This is a genomic window from Halorubrum rutilum (assembly GCF_042665015.1).
Classification (GTDB): domain Archaea; phylum Halobacteriota; class Halobacteria; order Halobacteriales; family Haloferacaceae; genus Halorubrum; species Halorubrum rutilum.
In genome coordinates this window covers 18704-37814 of the sequence record NZ_JBHTBL010000020.1, presented here as the reverse complement: position 1 = coordinate 37814, position 19111 = coordinate 18704, and the positions used below count along the sequence as shown (strand labels likewise).

General features: G+C 58.7%; 17 protein-coding genes and 2 pseudogenes. 14 read left to right on the top strand and 5 right to left on the bottom strand.

The window, feature by feature from the left end; genetic code table 11:
- Positions 1 to 913 (top strand): Cdc6/Cdc18 family protein (locus ACFQMF_RS15535; RefSeq protein WP_379792293.1); only part of this gene is annotated, 913 nt, incomplete at its 5' end.
- A 94-nt stretch (positions 914 to 1007) separates the two neighbouring features.
- Here the strand turns inward: ACFQMF_RS15535 and ACFQMF_RS15530 are convergent.
- Positions 1008 to 2267 carry a transposase gene (locus ACFQMF_RS15530; RefSeq protein ID WP_256409720.1) on the bottom strand — a complete coding sequence of 420 codons (1260 nt, stop codon included), beginning with the start codon at positions 2265 to 2267 and terminating at the stop codon, positions 1008 to 1010.
- Between the two features lie 2 nt (positions 2268 to 2269).
- Positions 2270 to 2662, bottom strand: coding sequence for an IS200/IS605 family transposase (gene tnpA / locus ACFQMF_RS15525; RefSeq protein ID WP_256409719.1), 393 nt, complete (start codon positions 2660 to 2662; stop codon positions 2270 to 2272).
- 139 nt (positions 2663 to 2801) lie between these two features.
- Here tnpA and ACFQMF_RS15520 point away from each other — a divergent pair.
- The 3 genes and pseudogenes from ACFQMF_RS15520 to ACFQMF_RS15510 all read left to right on the top strand — a co-directional run.
- Positions 2802 to 3602: pseudogene (locus tag ACFQMF_RS15520) on the top strand (RNA-guided endonuclease InsQ/TnpB family protein); the annotation flags it as partial.
- Between the two features lie 205 nt (positions 3603 to 3807).
- Positions 3808 to 4200 (top strand): hypothetical protein, encoded by a 393-nt coding sequence (locus ACFQMF_RS15515; RefSeq protein WP_256409718.1) that lies wholly within the window; start codon positions 3808 to 3810, stop codon positions 4198 to 4200.
- Positions 4201 to 4202: 2 nt separating this feature from the next.
- The gene (locus tag ACFQMF_RS15510; RefSeq protein ID WP_256409717.1) at positions 4203 to 4748 is read left to right on the top strand and encodes a hypothetical protein; all 546 of its coding nucleotides are present in this window, start codon (positions 4203 to 4205) and stop codon (positions 4746 to 4748) included.
- Here ACFQMF_RS15510 and ACFQMF_RS15505 read toward each other — a convergent pair.
- Both ACFQMF_RS15505 and ACFQMF_RS15500 read right to left on the bottom strand, forming a co-directional pair.
- A complete protein-coding gene (locus ACFQMF_RS15505) occupies positions 4714 to 5946 on the bottom strand; it encodes an RNA-guided endonuclease InsQ/TnpB family protein (protein WP_256409716.1) in 1233 nt (410 codons plus the stop codon). The genes ACFQMF_RS15510 and ACFQMF_RS15505 overlap by 35 nt on opposite strands.
- 3 nt (positions 5947 to 5949) lie before the next feature.
- Positions 5950 to 6096, bottom strand: coding sequence for a DUF2080 family transposase-associated protein (locus tag ACFQMF_RS15500; RefSeq protein ID WP_379792290.1), 147 nt, complete (start codon positions 6094 to 6096; stop codon positions 5950 to 5952).
- A 446-nt stretch (positions 6097 to 6542) separates the two neighbouring features.
- On the opposite strand from ACFQMF_RS15500, the pseudogene ACFQMF_RS15495 reads away from it, so the two are divergent.
- Positions 6543 to 6908, top strand: a pseudogene (locus ACFQMF_RS15495) (hypothetical protein); the annotation flags it as partial.
- Here the strand turns inward: ACFQMF_RS15495 and ACFQMF_RS15490 are convergent.
- Positions 6907 to 8184, bottom strand: coding sequence for an RNA-guided endonuclease InsQ/TnpB family protein (locus ACFQMF_RS15490; RefSeq protein ID WP_256409713.1), 1278 nt, complete (start codon positions 8182 to 8184; stop codon positions 6907 to 6909). The pseudogene ACFQMF_RS15495 and the gene ACFQMF_RS15490 sit on opposite strands and share 2 nt — an antisense overlap.
- A gap of 695 nt (positions 8185 to 8879) precedes the next feature.
- On the opposite strand from ACFQMF_RS15490, the gene ACFQMF_RS15485 reads away from it, so the two are divergent.
- From ACFQMF_RS15485 to ACFQMF_RS15445, 9 genes are all read left to right on the top strand, one after another.
- Positions 8880 to 9716: a P-loop NTPase family protein gene (locus tag ACFQMF_RS15485; protein WP_256409839.1), complete on the top strand. Its 837-nt coding sequence runs from the start codon at positions 8880 to 8882 to the stop codon at positions 9714 to 9716.
- Positions 9717 to 9718: 2 nt separating this feature from the next.
- A complete protein-coding gene (locus tag ACFQMF_RS15480) occupies positions 9719 to 10033 on the top strand; it encodes a DUF8156 family protein (RefSeq protein ID WP_256409712.1) in 315 nt (104 codons plus the stop codon).
- Positions 10030 to 10677 carry a ribonuclease H-like domain-containing protein gene (locus ACFQMF_RS15475; RefSeq protein ID WP_256409711.1) on the top strand — a complete coding sequence of 216 codons (648 nt, stop codon included), beginning with the start codon at positions 10030 to 10032 and terminating at the stop codon, positions 10675 to 10677. Before ACFQMF_RS15480 ends, ACFQMF_RS15475 begins: the two co-directional genes overlap by 4 nt.
- A 128-nt stretch (positions 10678 to 10805) precedes the next feature.
- On the top strand, positions 10806 to 11123 hold the full coding sequence (locus ACFQMF_RS15470) for a toxin-antitoxin system TumE family protein (protein WP_256409710.1): 318 nt from the start codon (positions 10806 to 10808) through the stop codon (positions 11121 to 11123).
- 32 nt (positions 11124 to 11155) lie between these two features.
- Positions 11156 to 11572, top strand: coding sequence for an HVO_A0114 family putative DNA-binding protein (locus ACFQMF_RS15465; protein ID WP_256409709.1), 417 nt, complete (start codon positions 11156 to 11158; stop codon positions 11570 to 11572).
- Between the two features lie 17 nt (positions 11573 to 11589).
- Positions 11590 to 11976: a hypothetical protein gene (locus ACFQMF_RS15460; protein ID WP_256409708.1), complete on the top strand. Its 387-nt coding sequence runs from the start codon at positions 11590 to 11592 to the stop codon at positions 11974 to 11976.
- Positions 11977 to 12301: 325 nt separating this feature from the next.
- Positions 12302 to 14467, top strand: coding sequence for a type B DNA-directed DNA polymerase (locus ACFQMF_RS15455; protein ID WP_256409707.1), 2166 nt, complete (start codon positions 12302 to 12304; stop codon positions 14465 to 14467).
- Between the two features lie 1185 nt (positions 14468 to 15652).
- On the top strand, positions 15653 to 16930 hold the full coding sequence (locus ACFQMF_RS15450) for a Cdc6/Cdc18 family protein (RefSeq protein ID WP_236035664.1): 1278 nt from the start codon (positions 15653 to 15655) through the stop codon (positions 16928 to 16930).
- Between the two features lie 493 nt (positions 16931 to 17423).
- A complete protein-coding gene (locus ACFQMF_RS15445; protein ID WP_256409706.1) occupies positions 17424 to 18764 on the top strand; it encodes an ISH6 family transposase in 1341 nt (446 codons plus the stop codon).
- The last annotated feature ends 347 nt before the right edge of the window (positions 18765 to 19111 follow it).

Genomic DNA, 19111 nt, shown 5'->3' with positions numbered 1-19111 from the left:
AGCCGACACAGCTATCGTCACCGGCCCGAGCGGTGTCGGTAAAACCTGTGTCTCGAAGTTCGTTACCGAGCGGCTCCGCGAGGAAGTGCTCGACGTCGAGGCCACCTACGTGAATTGCTGGCGAAACTACAGCCGCTTCCGAACGCTGTACCAGATCCTCGACGACATCGGGGCAACGATAGACATCCATCGCCAGTCGACACCCCACGACGAGCTTATCGACCGGCTCCAACAGTACGACGGCCCGCGAACCGTCGTCATCCTCGACGAGGTCGACCAGCTCGAAGATCCAAGCGTCATCTACGACCTCCACAGTATGGAGCAGTTCGCGGTGATCTGTATCGCGAACAAAGAAGAAGAGCTGTTTAGCCGCGTCGACGATCGCCTCGTGAGTCGGCTGCGCTCCAGCGAGCACGTGCGGATGGACAAGTACCACAACGAGCAACTCTACGACATTCTGAGTGCGCGAGCAAAGTGGGGGCTTGAGAACGGTGTCATCGCCGACGACCAGTTGTATCAGATCGCGGATGCCGCTGCTGGTGATGCCCGTCTCGCGATCGGGATGCTTCGCAGCGCAGCCAGCACGGCTGACCGCGAAAATCACGAGGAGGTCACTAACGACATCCTTCTAGACGCTGCTGAAGATGCTCGGGCCCAAATCAAGCAGAAGAGTCTCGACTCGCTCACGCCACACCAGCGGGTCGTCTACGATATTGTTCGCGACCACGGCCCGCTTGGACCCAGCGAGATCCACGACCACTATACTGAGGCGGTCGACGATCCGCGGACGAAGCGCACCGTCCGGACCTACCTTTCGAAAATGGCACAGTACAACCTCCTCGAAGCAGAAGGCACGAGTCGAGATCGCGAGTACTCACTCGTTGATTCAGCAGCTGCGTCGCCGGTTTCGTAATTTGGCCGGTTCACCACCAGAGTTGTCACACTGTTTCCTAGTGACATCCTCCTCGCCGTAAACGGCGAGGCTTCCCACGCATGGGGAATACCAGTCAGTCGTCGCTGGTAGAGGGTTTCGGCTCTTGGAACGCCGTGAGCGTCATCTGCGCTGGTACGCTCTTCTCACGGTGAGTCGTGGCGGTGTCACTACCGCTCCCATCCCGAGGCGAGTCATCGCGTTCCGCCTTGTCAAGCGGGACGCTCTCTCCCCACGGGTCAACCCGTCGTGCGATATTCGCGGAAGCGTTGATGTCGGCCTGAAACGTCGAAACGTGGCAGTCGTCGTGCGGACACCGGAACTCGGCTTGAGAGTCCCGACGACCGATACGGTGGCACAAGTGGCATGTCTGCGAGGTGTACGCCGGATTCACGTACTCGACCGGGATACCTGCTTCCGTCGCCTTGTCCTCGATTCGCCCTTGCAGTCGGGCAAACGCCCACGAGTGAAGCCGGCGGTTCATGTACTTCCCGCAGTCGAGTCGTTCGCGGATGTACGTCAAATCCTCCATCACCAACACCGGGTTCTCGAACTTTTGGGCGTACTCGACGGCTTCCCGAGACGCCTTCTCCACGATGTCGGTGAGCGCGTTCTGGTAGTGGTCGAACCGTTCGTCGGTACGCCATTCGGATGCGTCACGCTCTTGGAGTCGTTTCAGGGTGGTGTACATCTCTTTACGGAGATGCTTCGCTCTGCTTCCGCTACACACGAACGGGTCAGTCGGAGAACCATCCTTGAGGGCACAGCCCGTGATGAGGGCGGTTTCTCCGATGTCTAAGCCGATGTGTGTGGCGTCACCGTCCGTCGCTGGTTCTTCGACCGGGTACTCGACGGTGACGTGCAGTACCCAGTTCTTCCGATGCTGTTGAAGCCGTATCTCGCCCGCCTTCGCGTCCTCCGATACGAGGTCGTGCCAGAGGTCTTCCTGTTCGGGGTTGATACGGAGCGGTATCCAGAAGTTCGTTCCCCGGCCGGGACGGGGAACCCACCACGTGAACTCGTAGTCGCGTTCGTCGGAGTGGTCGAACTTTGCAGCCTGATTCGTGAGCCGTATCGGGTGGCTGTCGTCCAACTCCTTGGCGTTGTACGTCTTGTGGAGTTTCGGGACGTAGTTGCAGAGGGCAGCCTTCGCCTGATACGGCAGGTCGTAGGGCGTCACGATGTCGCTCACCGCCGACATGGTACTTGCCCCGGAGTCGAACGCCTCTTGCAGACCGTCACGGTAGGTTTCGAGCAGGTCGTTGAGTTTCGACTGCTTGTGCGCGGTGGGTGGCGCGAACGTCGCCTGCAACGTCTTCGTGACGGTCGTGGACATCGCTACTGTTCCTCCACGTAGTTCATGAGTACGTCGATGCTCACTTGGCCGGTGGTGGCGAGGAAGTACCCTGGTTGCCAGAACGCCTTGTCGAGCGCCTGCCGAACCTCGGGGTTTTCGTCACGGATTTTGCGGGACGTGACGCCCTTGAGCGAGTTGATGAACTTGGTGAGGTCGGTCGTTGGCTTCGCCGTGAACAGGATATGAACGTGGTCGGAACCGCCGTTGACGTTCTGGATACTCACGCCAAAGTCCTCGGAGATGTCGCTGGCAATCTCACCGATGCGTTCGGCTATCTCGTCGGTGAGGATGTCCGCGCGGTACTTTGTGACGGTCACAAAGTGATATTGGAGCGCGTAGACCGTGTGCGACCCTTTTTCGAGGTTGTACCTCATTTGGCCGTGTCAATTTTTATACACCCAATTCCAATAAAGGTTCGCAGTCATGTGGTATTCGGTCTGCAACCGACGGTAGAACGTGAGGCAGTTGTCGGCTTCACGCCCGCCGTGAACGGCGGGATTCTCGCCTTGAAAAAAGATAGACGACACGTTCAGGGCCTTTCAACCTGTTACCGTACCTGATTCACAACAGGATTCACCACTGGCTTCGGAAGAAGCCGCACTGGACGTGGGCGCAAACAATCTCATCGCCTGTACCACAACGACTGGCCAGCAGTACCTCTACAAAGGTCGGGACCTGTTCGATCGCTTCCGCGAGACGACCAACGAAATTGCCCGATTACAGTCGAAGCTCCGTGAGGGACGATACAGTAGCAACCGAATTCGGCGGTTGTATCTGAAACGGACACGACGGCGCGATCACGCACAGGAGGCACTAGCCCGGGACCTAATGGAACGGCTCTACGCCGACGGTGTCGAGACGGTGTACGTGGGAGATCTTACGGATGTCCTCTCGACGCACTGGTGTGCTGAAGTGAACGCAAAGACGCACCAGTTCTGGGCGTTCCGGACGTTCATCGAGCGCCTCTCGTACACGGCCGAGGAATACGGCATCAGTATTGAGGTAGAGTCAGAAGCCGACACAACCCGAACGTGCCCGATGTGTGGCGAGCAAGAGGAGACCGATCGCGACGGCGACGTGTTCCGGTGTCCATGCGGCCACGAAGCGCACGCCGATCTGTGTGCGTCTCGGACATTCCTCGAACAGCAGACTTGCGAACTCGAAGTCGGGTCGATGGCTCGGCCCGTGCGTCTCAAGTGGGACGACCAAAACTGGTCGGAGATACCACACTCCCCTGAAAGGGAAAGTCCCAACGAGGAGCGCACAAACCAGAGTACCGGCGACGGGAAAGTTGCCACCGTGGGTACGGCATAGCCAACATCCCACCGGAGGAATCCTCGCCCTTCAGGGCGAGGAGGAAGTCAAGAAGTCTGTCATGGCGCTGAATTAGTGGGCAGACAAAAATATTCTGAATAATCATATTCTAGAATATCATATCTAGAGAGATCATCAGCCACACTCGATCCGGTCGCTTGAACAGCGAGGAAACTAAGTATGTGTAGATTCTACACATGAAGTGATGGCTGAGGAGAAAGCCCGTGTCGATTTCAACGCCCCGAAGTCGCTCGTCGAGCGCGCCGATAGTGTTGTTGAAATTCTCGATATCTCTCGTACCCGTCTCCTCATCGACGCACTTGAGGACGAACTCGAAGAGCTCGCGAACGACGAAGAGTTTCGCCGGCGACTGAGCGACGCCTACTACGACGGCCAGGTCGATTATGACACCGTCGAAGCAATTCTTGGCCGTGAAGAGGCGATGCGATTGAAACTCCTCCGAGAGTCGATCGACCGGACGCCCGCCATACCCACACTCAAGGATGGGCTCCCGAGTGACGATGCCTTCTACGACGGCGAGATTTCCGAATGGACGGAGTCAAATTCGGCTGATTCTGATGACGAGTCGCGTGCCTGACGATGTCGGAGCGTGCCGTTGCCGTCGTCGATACGAACGTCCTGTTGAATCTCGCCACGCCGGTCGTTGACGGGCGGCCGAAGGCTCCCTCTGGCGGGGATCCGCTCAAAGCACTCCTCACGGGGTACGACGTCCACATACCAGCGAGTGTTCTCGGCGAGATAACCGGTGCCACGGGGGATGATGACCTTCTAGCTGCCGCCGCCGATCTCGTCCTCCAGGCTGCCCATCATATAACGACACACGACGTCGACGACCGAGCTGACGAGCCGATCAACTATGGGCTTGATCAGGGAGAGGCCGAAGGTGTCTGGCTGGCCAACGAGTTGGAGGCAGACCTCTTCATCACGGACGAATTCAATACGACCAACTACCTCTTCATCAATCTCGCTCTTGATGACCGGAACACGCTCTTCACGACACCACACATCCTCTGTACGCTTGTAACTCATGAAATTCTGCCCGTCGAATACGTCAATGCTGCGCTCAGCTACTACGGTGAACTACCCCACCCTACTCGCTCACCGCTGACGCGGTTCGCTCCTTGAGGGTGGGGCTTCCTGTTTCCACGACGCGCTTTGCAGACACCAAATTGGTGTCCGTAGGGAGCGCAGTCTCCACAGGCGTTGATTCGGAGTATCCCACTCCTATGTCTTCGAGACCGCGAGAACGGATGTTCCACGCCGCATTCGCGTCCCTGTCCGCCTCGAACCCACACGACGGACACGAGTGTTCGCGCACCCACAGCGGCTTCTCCGTCTTGACACCGCAGGACGCGCACTCTTTCGTCGTATTTTTCGGGTCAACTACAACAAAGTGCGTCTCCTTGCGCTCGCACTTGTATTCGAGCATCCGGAGAAACGTCCCCCACGCCGCTCCTGCCCGGTTGCGTGAGTTGCCCGGCAGTTCGATCAAGCCCTTCGCGTCCAAGTCCTCGACCGCCACGAGGTCGTACTCGCGGGCGTAGTAGTTCGACAACTTGTGAAGGAAGTCCCGACGCTTCCGCTTGAGGTCTGCGTGGCATTCGGCCACGATCTGCCGTTGTTTCTCCCAATTTGTAGAGCCGTGTTCCTTCCGCGTGAGGTCGCGTTGTGCGCGTTCGAGTCGCTCACGCTCCTCGCTGAAATTGGGACTCTCGATGGCATACCCGTCGGTGTCGTGTGCGTACTTGAGGATTCCCACGTCGATGCCGACGACCCGCTCGGGATTCTGCGGCTTCTCTGGTGTATCCTCGTCCACGTCGATGCCGAACGTGGCATACCACTCGCCCGTGGGTTCGCGTTTGACCGCGACCTGTTTGATGGTCGCGTTCTCGGGGATGTCTCGGTGGAGACGAATCGGAATCTCGCCGATCTTGCTCAACCACAACGTGGGCCGACCACTCGTATTCTTGAGTTCAAAGCCGGACTGGTTGTAGGTGAGCGACCGATACTCCCGAGGTGGTTTCCACTTGAGCATTCCCACGGTGTGTCCATTCTCCTTCTGTGCTTTGAGCGTAGAGAGGTTGTCGTAGACGCGCTTGACAACCATCTGGAGAACTTTCGAGTGGACATCTCCGAGGTCGTTCCACCACGATTTGAGGTCGGGGAGTCGCCCCTGAACCTCGTAGCGGGCGGGAATATTGTCTGCCTCGTTGAGCAGGTGGAGGACGTGGTTGTAGAGTTGCCTACAAGTATCGACGTGGTACAGAAGCTCCTCTTCGAGGGCTTCTGGCGGGGTGAGTCGATACTTGTAGTTGTAGTGCATGGACTATTCGTCTGGGTTGGGTTCGGAGACGTGGACGACTTTCACGTCGGCCCCGCGCCAGCGTTTCGGGACGATGACGTGGGCACTGTTCCCCGAAGGTTTCGCGGTTCCGTCGAGGACTTCTTCTCCTTCGATTTCAAACCTATCCATCAACGATGTATAGACTTTAGATAAACATAAAGGTGGGGCGGCCCGTGGGCCGAGCGGTGAACGTGTTTGAGAATCGTGCGGCGCTGTATCCCCTCCCTACTGCGCTACTCGGTCGCTTCGCTCCCTGCGTTGCTCCTTGAGGAAAGGGACTTAGCGCCTAATTCCGGTTAAAACCAAAGGCTGGGATGCACAGTATGTGGCCCAATTACGCCAAGAGTATCTCCGTAAGTGATTCAGATCTTAACCAACATCGGACCCGATAGAGTACGGTATGTTGGTTAAATGGGGTCACACGAACCGATAGCGGTTCAGGAAACGATCTCGGAAACGGTCGATTGGTTCAGAAAAGACAGGTACTGAGCCAGGCTCTGCTTCTATCTCCCCCCTTTCTGGAAGTCCGGAAGCGCCGCGCCGTCGCTTATTGAGGGCGTGACGAGTTATCGAGTATGGGCGATCACCCACCATCGAACCGAATGGCGGCCGACAAGCCGACACGGGGCGCAGACCGCAATCTGGGCTTGGCAGAGCAAGCCGACCCAGCCACAGAAGCGATGCTGCTGCCGTCACTCGACGATGGTATCACGTTGCTCGACGTCGAGGGAGGCCGCGGCGTCCCGATCCTGCAGTCGCTCGTGCTCGACCATCTCCTCCTGCACGAAGGACCCGCCTTCTGGGTCGACGCAACCGGCCACACGACGACGACGACACTCGCCCAGATCGCCCCCAGCCAACGGTTGCTCAACCGAATCCACGTCGCACGCGGATTTACCGTCTACCAGCACTACGGCGCCGTCTGTCAGCTACCAACGGCTAAGCCGTTGGCTTGTCGGTGGACTCTCGTTCTGCCGACACAGGCGTGTCGGACGCCACGTCAGTCGCGTTCACGGTCATAATCCCCGACTTCAGGGCGTACTGACAGAACGCCCCTCCAGCGGGAGACTTCTGCCCTCGCTGGAGTTTAAGTACGAGTTTCCGCGCCACGTTCTTCGCCGCGTTGTAGTCAGCGTTTACCGTGTACGAACAGTCCAAACACTCGAAGTGTTGCCCGTCGCGGTTTTCCTCTAAGGTACAGCCACACGTCGAGCATTGCTGGCTCGTGTACTGTGGTTCCACCGTGTCCACGATAATGCCATCTTCCTCGGCTTTGTAGGCAACCTGTCGCTGTAACTCGCGAAATGCCCACTGCTGGAACTTCTTGCCGTCGCTGATCCGGTCACGGATTTGCTCCAAGTCCTCGAACGCGATATGTGTACAGCCGTGGTGGCGGGCTTCTTCGACAAGTTCGTTCGAGCACCGATGCAGATAATCTTCACTCCAGCGTCCGAATCTGTCACCGATCTGCTGGAAGGTCAGGTGGGCGCTTCGCGTCCCCGTCTGTTGCAGGTTGGCACGCCGCTTTTCGAACTCGCGGCGCTTGTGGTTGAGATAGTCTGCATTGCCGACGAACTGACCTGTTGAGGTCACGGCAATGTGGTCGTCAACGTTACAGTCCACGCCAAGCACTTTCGAATGCTCAGCTTTCTCAGGACTGCTCGCATCGATTTCTCGTTTCATTGCCGCGTGCAGGTAGAACTCGTCGGCTTCACTATCGTAGTGAACGGTACTTGTACTGAACGAGTAGTCGTCGTTCAGCAGATACTCGCCGTGGGGCGTCGCTTCAACGTCGTAGGGCAGCTCGTACTCGCATTCGACTCTCCCGTTGACAGTAGCGAGACTCACCTTGTCGCGGTAGTAGGTGGCGGCTCGCTTGTCGTAGACGATACTGAACGTATCGTATTCCGGCCTGCTGGTGTTTTCACCCTCAGTGAGCCTGTCTACACAGTTGCCAATATCGTCGGTGGCGCGTTTGATCGCTTTCTGGACGAGGTTTGCGTGCAGATAGTCGGTTTCTTCCCGTAGATCGTCGTAGATGGCGGCTTCGGCTTCACTCTTGCTGGTCACACAGTCGTCCTCGGGGTAGCGCCACGCCCACTCTGCCGTGCGATTGGCACAGTACTGGAATTTGCTGTTAGTGGCGTGGAGGTCATTCGTGCGGTCGTCAGGTACGTCGAGTCGCACCCGGACTGTTCGAGTCACCTCCCACGCCATATACGTCACAGTGGTACTTCTCCTTGTTAATATTTTTTAATATAGGGAGAGGGTCAGCAATACCAGTATCAGAAGGTGCATCACAGAACCGAGATTTGGCAGAAGAGCCTTGACGCACTTTCGCCACACCAGTGAGTGGTGTACGACACTCCTAACCACCGGAGACCCTGAGTCTCGCCGAGATTCACCAGAAGTGTACTGAGGAAGTGGACGATTCCCGAACGCAACGGACCGTCCGCGACTCTGTCGAAGATGGCCCAGTGCAATTTTGTTGAAGCAAGGGGTGCCAGCCGGGGCCGTGAATACAGGGTTGTGATGTCGGCTGACATCTAACTGAAGGGCAGAAATCGCATTTCCGCCAAAATTCAGGCCCCGAGGGACAACTAGATCGGTTTCTTAACAACAGAACGAGCAGTGCCCGCATTTGTTGGTTAATCTTTGGTGGACGAGTATTCCGGAATCTTCCCGGAAACGCGAATCGCAAGGTGTCAGCTTCGGGCCTTCGGGCGAAAGTCGACCGAATCTCGCGTCCCCAGAACTCCGGAAACTACCCTGCACGGCATTTGGGGGTAGGCACCGTTGAATCGAGTATGCCACCGGTTCTGGATTCGAACTCACTGGCTGTCGAGCAGCCGACGTGGGGGACAGACCGAAACGAGAAGCTAGCGAACTGGGCCGACCCCGCAACTGACAAGATGCTGCTGCCCTCGCTCGAAGATGGGATCACACTACTGGACATCGACGGCGATCGAGGGGTACCTATCCTGCAGTCAATGGTGCTCGACCACCTACTCTTGCACGAGGGCCCTGCCCTCTGGATCGACGCCAATGGCCACGCAACGACGACATCGCTGGCGCAGCTTGCCCCCAGCCGGCGGCTCCTGGATCGGATTCACATTGCGCGGGGGTTTACAGCGGCCCAGCACTACGCAGCCGTGTCCGACCTCCCCGACGCGGTTGATGCGCTGATTCAGGCCTCGGTCGACTCACCACCAGAGCGTCTCCACACGAGAGAGAGAGCAGATACAGTGTCGCCCCACACGCCCGCCCTCATCGTCGCGCCGGCCGTCGACGCCCAGTACCGCGCCGACGATACCCTCGGCGAGACCCACGCGAAAACCCTCCAGGCCCGAACTCTCGCCCGGTTGGCGACCTACGCCGAGGGGTACGACATCCCGGTGCTCGTTACGCGAAACGAACGAAACGAGTTCACCGAGCCAGTCGCGACGGCCGCTGACCACCACCTCGAGTGCGAGCAAACTCGGATGGGGCCACGGGTCGTCGGCGAGGACTTCGAGACGCTCGTTTATCCCGTCGACGAGGGCGCGTACTACCAGACGACGTTCGCGTACTGGCGGCAGCTGCTCGCGGCCCGTGCCACGCAGGTCGGCGTGGAACCGGCGACGCCGGCGCCGTCGTCGCCGACCCCAGCGGGTGTCGGGACAGGCGTCACCGTTGACGGTGAGGCGGTGGCGGCCACCACGGATCCCTTGCTCGATGCGTGGACGGCGACCGGGACCGGAGGCCGATAGCGATGGGGCGGACGAACCCAACCTACCGGGATGCGCTTCGGGCCATCGAAGAGCGTTGGTCAGAGTTCCGCCGGGCACTGCGGCGTCGCGACCAGCCGCGATTCGATCGGCTGTTCGAATACGCCCGCGAGCACGCCGACGCCAGCGGGCTGTTGAACCATCAGAACCCGCTGCTGCCGGCGCTGCTCAGCATCGATCTCGAACAGGAGGCTCGACTCGACGACCACGAAGAGCGCCTCCAGGAGCTCGAACGGGCACTCAAACAACGGGAAGCGAGCCACGAGCGGGAGCATCACCAGGATGGAGCCACGGAATGACGGGACTCGACACGGTTGCGTTCGATATCGAGACAACTGGCTTTGACGTCGACGACCAGCTGACTGTCATCGGGTTCGACACGGACGTTGGCTCCCGGATCTTCCTCAATACGGACGGGCGAGCACCGCCGTCAAATCTCGAAGCACGGGTCAACGAAGAATTGGCGAGCTCAGTCTCGATATCGGTCCAGCAGACTGAACGAACCTTGCTAAGCGAGATGGATGCGTTCGTCGAATCGACACTCACTCACCAGGACGTGAAGCTGGTCGCGTACAATGGCGAACGATGGAACGGAGGGTTCGACCTCCCGTTCCTCCGTACGCGGCTCTGTTACCACGATATCGACTGGCCGTTCACAGAACTGCCGTATATCGACGCGATGGACGTTTTCGAGACACGGTTCAACACGTCGGGAGACACCTTGACCGCCGTCTACGAGGAACTCATCGGGAGTGGATTAACCGAACTCGATCCGTTCGTAGACAGCGAGGAAGCGGTTCACGCGTGGGAAAAAGAGGACTTTGAGTCGCTCGTACGCCACAACGTTGCGGATATCCGGCGGACACGAGCCTTGATGCGGCTAGCAGAGCGATACTGCTCGAAATCTGACTTCTCGATGAAATCACTCGATCCAGTGGCGTGAGCGGAGTACTCTTTCGGGGCCAAAGTTCTGTACCGGAAGCACAGGTAGTCGCCGTTCCGTTGATCGGTAACGTATCGACGAACCTCCGCTGGTCTTATGGTGTTGGGTGTCTTCCCAACACGTAAGGGATGGCCCAAGAGCCGGTCTTCCAGTACACACACGTCGAAGCTGGTCTCGTCGAGAACGTCGTACTCCGGCCGACTGAGGCGACCGAGACCTACCCGTCGGGCTGGAAGTACACGCTCCATCTGGGCACCCTCGAAGACCTCACGCTCGTCCGGTTCGATAACGCCCACGAAGATACGAAGGGGCACGAACACCACACCGCCGCCGGCGACGTCGACGACGTCACGTTCCCCGGGATGGAGGAACTACTCGTCGATTTCTGGGCGAGCGCAGACGAGTACTGGGAGGCCGTCGGCGGCGATCCGCCGCGGCCGTACTGACCGTACACCACCCGCCACCACGACACTCAAAAATGACCACGCTCCACATCACCGTTGGCGACCGAGAACAGGTCCGTGAGGACGCACTCCAGTTCGTCCAGGCCGCCGAGACGGACACGCTCGACGACCAAGACGGGGCGGCGACACTACAGTTCGGAACCTACGACGACCTCGTCGACAGCCTCACCCCGCTCCGTCTCGAACTCATTCAGGCGATCGCCGAACACGCACCCGAAAGTATGCGGGAGGCCGCACGCCTCGTCGACCGTGATGTGTCCGACGTCCATTCGGATCTGAAGCACTTGGAAACGCTGGGTGTTCTTGAACTGAAAGAAGGCGGCCCCGGCGGGGCAATGCAACCCATCGTCCCGTTCGACCGGATCGAGATGCACATCGACTACCCGCTCGTCAATGATATCGATGGGGATGGAGCATCGGTGAGCGCGTAGCCCCAGCACGCAGAGCAATGTCCGAAGAGAAAACCCGGGTCGAGTTCGACGCCCCGAAGTCTCTCGTCGAACGCATCGATACCGTCGCTGAGGTTCTCGATATCCCACGAACCCGGCTTCTCATCGACGCTCTAGAAAACAAACTCGACGAGCTCGCAAACGAGGAAACGTTCCGTCGGCGATTGAGCAATGCCTACTACGACGGCCGTACCGACTACGATACCGTCAAAACGATTCTCGGTCGTGAGGAAGCGATGCGCCTGAAACTCCTCCGAGAATCGATTGACCAGACATCCGCCATACCCGAACTCAAGGATGATCTCCCAAGCGATGATTCCTTCTACGACGGCGGGGTCGCCGAATGGAACGCCTCGAGTTCGTCTGAATCATCTGATAGCGTCTAACGACAGGGACTAGCGGTATGTGGTCCAATTGTGGCGGGTGTGTCGCCAAGAGTGAAGCGAAGGGGTTCGTCAAAAAATCGGCTTTCACAGCATATCCGCGGCAGCTGTTGCGTAGCTATGTCTTAACCAACATTCGGTGCGTATCTCTGGATATGTTGGTTAACGTCGACCAACGGATTCCGGAAATCGTTCCGGAAGCGGACGACGACGGACAACAAGCTAGAATATGGCGTTGAGGACGCTTTTCGAGCCCGTTTGCTGAAGCCCGGAAGTGACACGCCGTCGCTTATCGGATTCGGATGCCCAGTGGATTGGTGAATAACAAATGTCGTTCACCATCGACTTCCTTGCCGACGGCCGCATCCTCGAGTGGGAGGCAACCGCCGACGGCGCCGTCGCGACCGAGCGCCATGACTATACCCCACGCTTCTACGTCGCCGCTCGCGACCCAGCGTCCGACATCGACCTCACGACGCTCCAATCGGTGTACGACCAGCACCCGGATGTCGTCGCGACCGAACTGGTTGCGCGACGCCCCGGCTTTCGACGCGACGAGGAGGCCGTTCTCGCAGTCGACGTTGCCCACATCGATCGCGTCACTCAACTCGCCCGGCAAGCGCGCCAGCTGTCGGCCTACCCAGTCGGGGATCTCGCCTGTTTCAACGTCGACTTCTCGCGAGAGTTCCGGTACTGCCTGGAGACCGGCGCCGATCCGACGCCGGCGGACGAGCTGTCGACGCTCCGGCTCAGTGTTCCGGTGACCGAAACGAGCAACGACGTCTACGAGGAACTGTCCGTCGCCGGCGACACCGTCACCGGCTCGCCGACGGATCTCCTGACCGCCGTCCAAGGGGCGCTCGACGCACACGATCCGGACGTCCTGGTCTGCTCGACGAGCGAAATCGTCCCGACCCTGTACGAGATGGCGACGGACGCCGGCATCGACGACTTCTCGCTGAGTCGGTGGCCGGACATCGATTATCAGCAGCTCGCGAGCCGGTCGACGTACTCGAGCTACGGCCGCGTCGGCCACTCGCCGGCGCGGTACAACGTCCCCGGCCGGGCGATCATCGACGAGTCGAACACGTTCTTCTACGGAGAGACGAACCTCGACGGCGTCCTCGACCTCGTGTCGCGCTCGAACAAGCCCGTCCAGGAGCTCGCGTGGGCATCGATTGGGAACGTTCTCACGGCGATCCAGATCTGTGAAGCCCACGACCGCGGTGTCCTCGTTCCGTGGAACTCCTGGCGCCACGAGTTCTACAAGCCGATGGGGACGCTCCACGACGCCGACCGCGGCGGGTTCATCTTCGCGCCCGAGGTCGGCCTCCACGAGAACGTTCACGAACTCGACTTCTCCTCGTTGTACCCGAACATCATCTGTACCCGGAACGTCTCACCGGATGTCATCCGGTGTGACTGCCACAGCGACCGGGAGGATGTCCCCGGCCTCGGGTACTCGATCTGCGACGACCGGGGCTACCTCGTCGACGTGCTACAGCCGATCATCGACGCGCGCGACGAGATCAAGGCGGCCATCCGTCACGAGAAGGATCTGGACGACCCCGACGAGGACCGGCTGGCGGAACTCGAGGGACGGTCGGGAGCGCTGAAGTGGATCCTCGTCGCCTGCTTCGGCTATCAAGGGTTCAGCAACGCGAAGTTCGGGCGCATCGAGTGCCACGAGGCAATCAACGCGTTCGCTCGCGAGATTCTGTTGACGGCGAAACAGCGACTGGAAGCTGGCGGCTGGCGCGTCGTCCACGGCATCGTTGACTCCATCTGGGTGACGCCGGACCCCGACGTCGACGACGATGACCGCGAGGACCTCGGGACGCTCGCGACGGCAATCACGGAAGAGGTCGAGATCCGGCTCGAACACGAAGCCCACTACGACTGGGTGGCGTTCGTGCCGCAGCGCGAGAGCGACGCCGGCGCGTTGACGAAGTACTTCGGGAAGGTCGCCGGCGACGACGAGTTCAAGATCAGGGGCATCGAAGCCCGGCAGCGCTCGACCCCGCCGTTCATCGAGGATGTCCAGCGGGACTGTCTCGACCGTCTCGATGCGACTCAATCTCAGGACACCGTACTCGACTGTCTCCAGGACGCAATCAAGCGCCTCCACGCTGGGACGGTGCCGGTCGAGCAGCTCGTCGAACGGAATCGTGTCTCCAAGCCGCTGGAAGGATACACGCAGAACACGCAGAACGTGGCGGCGCTGAAGCGGGCTCGGGACCAGGACCTCGCTATCCACCCGGGACAGGACATCGAGTACGTGGTCGTCAACGACGAGAAGAGTTCGCGAGAGCGGGTCGCGTTGGCCCACGAAGAGGTAGAGTCGTACGATGCGTCGTACTACGAGACGCAACTCGTCAGAGCGGTCGAGAGTGTGCTGGCACCGCTTGGCTGGGATCGGACGGAGATTCAACGCGAGATCGCGGAAACTCGGGAAACGGATCTGGCCGCCTTCACCGAGATTGAGAGAGGTTAACCAACACTATCGAGGTATCGGGAGAGTTGTTGGTTAATACTGAGTGGAGACACGGAAGGGAGCTGGAGAGGATACCTCGCCCACACACCCCTCGTCCAGAGTGAAAACCAATCAGGAGAGTGCGGTGAGGGCCACGGGAAACGAGGGTTCTCGTGGGAGGAGATCAGCAAGAATCACGGAAAGACTGCCCCAGACGGGAGAACACGGAAGAAATGGAACAGCAAATACGAGCAGCGGTTCGAAACCACCCGGACGAATGCCGCCTTCGTCCTCTTCCTCGTGCTAAATGCGCTTGGAGAGTGGTAGGAGGTAGGTAGTAATAAAACCTCTAGGTAATACTATGTAAACTGATATATTTAGAGGAGCTTCGACTGTGTGCCGACTGCTGTTCAAGGGATACGCGTCTCACGTCTTGTGATTTCGGTACTTCCCAACCGACTCGTCGTGTGGTTTCCGCCGGGTCGACCGAGGGACTCTCGTAGCGTTTCACTCTGGACGAGGGGTGTGGGGGTTCGATTCCATCGTCCGCGTATTATGAGACGTTGAAGGAACAATCGTTATTCTGACTATTCGCCAACCAGCGAACCGGCATCGAAGCCGAAATCGAGATTGGTATCTCCCGATCTCCCTCATCAATCGGAATCAAGATACTCGATCCCGACAGTTCCGATTGTACCCTGCTTTGCTTCGGCTGGAGATCTGACCTGCATCTTCACTCTTGACTGGGGGTGCCGATAAACGCTCGTCACCATCACTCGAGGTTCACACTCCACTCCAGCTCGTCACACCGGCGCTTTCACTCTGGACGAGGGGTGTCTGCCGTGCGTCAGACGCCAAGCGCCGTTGTGTTCTCTCATAGAAATGATTGATTACCCGGTTCGGGAGATACACTCTGGACGGGGGGTGTCGTCTCAACCAAGTACGCTGCTCCCGGATGGAGGGCTATTCACTCTTGACCAGGGGTGTGTCAAACCCGCTCCAGTCTGGCGTTTTCACTCTGGATTGGGGGTGCCGATCTGCGTCGGTAACGCTTGCTCCGAATCCGATTTCACTCGGGACCGACTCGACCCTTTGTGAGGATGATACGCCAGCGACAAAACATCAGAAGACGACCATAGCCCGATTTACACTCTGGTCGGGGTAGCCAAATCATTAAGTAGGTCCCATCCGCGATATCTGATATTGATGGCTGAGGAACCGTCCCAACTCTCTGACTTCGACGGCCGATATGAGGATCCCGCTGACGATCCCCTCTTTGACTTTGATGAAGACGACCCCGACCGAGCCAACATTTTCGCTCGCAAGGAGCTGCTGAAGGTTGGCCACGTCCCTGAAAGCGGACGTATCGTTGGCCGAGATGGCGAGATCAAGGCCGTGGCTGCTGAACTCAGGCCAATCGTTCGTGGCGATCCGCCCAACAACGTGATTATTTACGGCAAAACGGGAACCGGGAAGTCACTAGTTGCTCGCCACGTCACAGAACGAGCCCGCCGAGCCGCGGAGTCGAACGGTGTGTCCGTGGGCACGGTCTACGTCGACTGCGCGCAGCACAACACACAGACACGCGTCGCGAGGACGGTAACTCGTTCACTCAACGAGACGGACGAGACTGACCTCGATATTCCACGCGCAGGGATTGGCAGCGGTGAATACTACGACTATCTCTGGGAGATTCTGGATACTGCCTACGAGTCAGTCATCATCATTCTCGACGAGGTGGACCGACTTGATGACGATGATATTCTTATGCAGCTCTCGCGGGCTCGCGAATCGGGGAAAGCGGATTGCCACCTGGGCGTCATCGCCGTCAGCAACAAGATCGAGTATCGCGACCAGCTGAACGAACGCGTCAAGTCGAGTCTTCGCGAGGAGGAGTTCGTCTTCCAACCCTACGACGCGAATCAACTGCGCGAGATTATGAAGCACCGACGGGACGCGTTCCATGATGGCGTTCTCTCGGATGATGTGATCCCGCTGACGGCGGCACTAGCCGCTCAAGAACACGGTGACGCCAGAAAGGCCATTGAAATTCTTCGTCACGCCGGCGAACTAGCCGAACGAGAAAACGTCGACACAGTCGTTGAGGAACACGTTCGTGATGCTCAGGAGTGGGCTGAAATCGATCGGTTCGAGGAGCTGCTACGCGGGTCGACGACCCAGGTCAAATTCATCCTCTATTCGCTCGCGCTGCTCACCGAAGAGAATCCGAACGAGGATGGATTCTCTACCAACCGGATTTACGAACGGTATCAAGCGACGACAGAGAAGGCCGATGCGAAGACTCTCAGCGAGCACCGCGTCTATGAGCTGTTGAAAGAGCAGGCGTTCCTCGGTGTTGTTGAATCAACTCGGACCGGTGGTGGCCGGGGTGAAGGAAGTTATCTCGAGCATCGGCTGGTCCAGGACACCGGTATCGTGTTGAAATCTGTCCTCCGGGACAGCCGGTTGGAAGACTTGGCCTAACTCCCGTTTCGGCCGCTGACCACACCCCTGATCACGAGTGTATCTCTCGATACGTCGGAAACGTGGGGTGGGTGATCCGAGATCGTCTTCTACTCCCAATACTCGACTTTTGCCGGGTGACGAAACGACGGAAACGTGGGGGGTGTGATCCCCTCGATCGTGGCTGCGTTCCCTCCACCGACCTCCAGTTACGACGGAAACGTGGGGTGGGTATCTTCTCTCCGAGTGTTACCTGTTTGGACTGACCGGGCCCATTCACACTGAGGGGTGTGGGGTGGGTTGAATCCATTCACACTCTGGGGTGTGTCCTCTGCTACTAATTGCGCTGAACAAACACCCAGCTACGGTTCACTATCGTCTACTCGTCGGGACTGACGGGGCCTTTATACTGGGAACGAACTTTTGGTCGTGTCGCAAAGTCCTCTAGAGTTCAGTAGCAACTGACTCCTCTGAGGAAGGGGTCGCCTCTGGTGTCCAAGCCACGAGGCAACCCATGCACGCCACAATCGACGTGCGGTTCACGATTAGCATCGACGAGGACAAAACGGTACCGCTCGCCACTCTTGCCGAGTTCGTTACCGAGCAGAACGTCGAGTCTGTGCTGCTCGAATCGATGGTCGAGAGCCTCGACGCGGCTCGCGTCGAGGCGCTCTGTGGTGAGAAACACGCTCACGGCAATGGTGATCAGCGATTCCGACGCGCCGGTACTGACACCCGCACAGCCGTCACAACCGCCGGTGAACACGAATTCGACCTTCACTACGTCGAAGATACCGCTGCTGACCACGACGAATCCAGCTATTTCCGGCCCGTCGAAGACGTTCTCGACTTCGACGGGCAAAACCGCTATCAGCAGGACATCGCCGCCAAAAGCGTCGAACTCGCTACCTCGCTCAGCTATCGTGACGCTGCTGACCACGGCGACGGCATCTTCGAGAGGATGCCGTCGCCGACCACGATTAACCGCCGCGCCAGAGAATACGGCAGCAAGCTCAAGCAGTTCCTTCCAGACTGTGTCGCTGACACAGACGCCGACGCCGTCATTCCTGACGGCACGAAGTGTCACAGCCGAGACGATGACCGCGCGTACCACTCCGTCCAGGCCACGCTCGGCGAAGATACTGCCGAGGAGTCACGATCCCTGCTGGATCTTTCGGTGAACGCTGATTGGGACGAGACAGCAGCTGACCTCGATGACATCGACACAGTCACTGACGACGCGACGGTCGTCAGTGACGCGGATGACGGCATCGTCACAGCCTTTACTGACGAGAACCGCGATCACCAGCTCGATCTCGTCCACGTCGGCCGAACGCTAGACTACAACCTCTGGGACGACGGCGTGTTCTCCTTGGATCGGCGGAACGAGATCGTCTCGGAGGTGATCGACGAGATGTTCCATCTGAAGAATTCGGTCGCCAAGCACCGTCCAAACGAGGAGTTCGCGGCGATCCGTGAGCGGATCGCGCGAACGACCGAGCGTATCGAGAAGACAGCCTGGCAGTTGGATCAGTACGGGTCAGAGAAGGCTGCGGGGTATCTTCGGCGGTGGCTGCCGTCAATTGTGACGTTTGCTGAGCAGGCTGTCGAGGGGTTCGAGGTGCCGTGGACCTCGAACCCCGTCGAACGGCTGATGGGCGAAGTCAGCAAGCGGTGCAAGAACCAGTGGATGCGCTGGACAACGGAGGGATTAGAGGCGATACTCCAGCTTCGGCTGGTGAAGTACGCTGACCCAGAGTACTACCAGTCGTTCCTCGACGAACTGCTCCAGCGATCGACCAAAACAGCAATGAGCTGTGACCTCTCAACTGAGAGCACCAGAGGCAAACTCTAGACCGCTTTGCGACGCGACCAAAAAATTGTTATCTCCATCCTCGGCGTCAACGCGGTCCCGAACGACTTCATATACCACCGGATTACGGCTGGAGTCCTCGACGAACACGCCAGCGATCTCTTGTCTGATTATGCCCCTATCATTCTCCGTAACTCCGCCTGCTCACGTCGATTTCAACGACGGTCGCTATTTCAAGCGTCTTGATGTCGAGGTCGCTGACCCCACACTCGATCATCTTGGGTATTGTTCCCGCAGCATTGGTGAGTAGATCACCCAGGTGGACATGGTGAACTCAGAGCGTGACGTAAGCGGTAGCAACAACGAGGCGGTCAATCACGGAGCTTGCC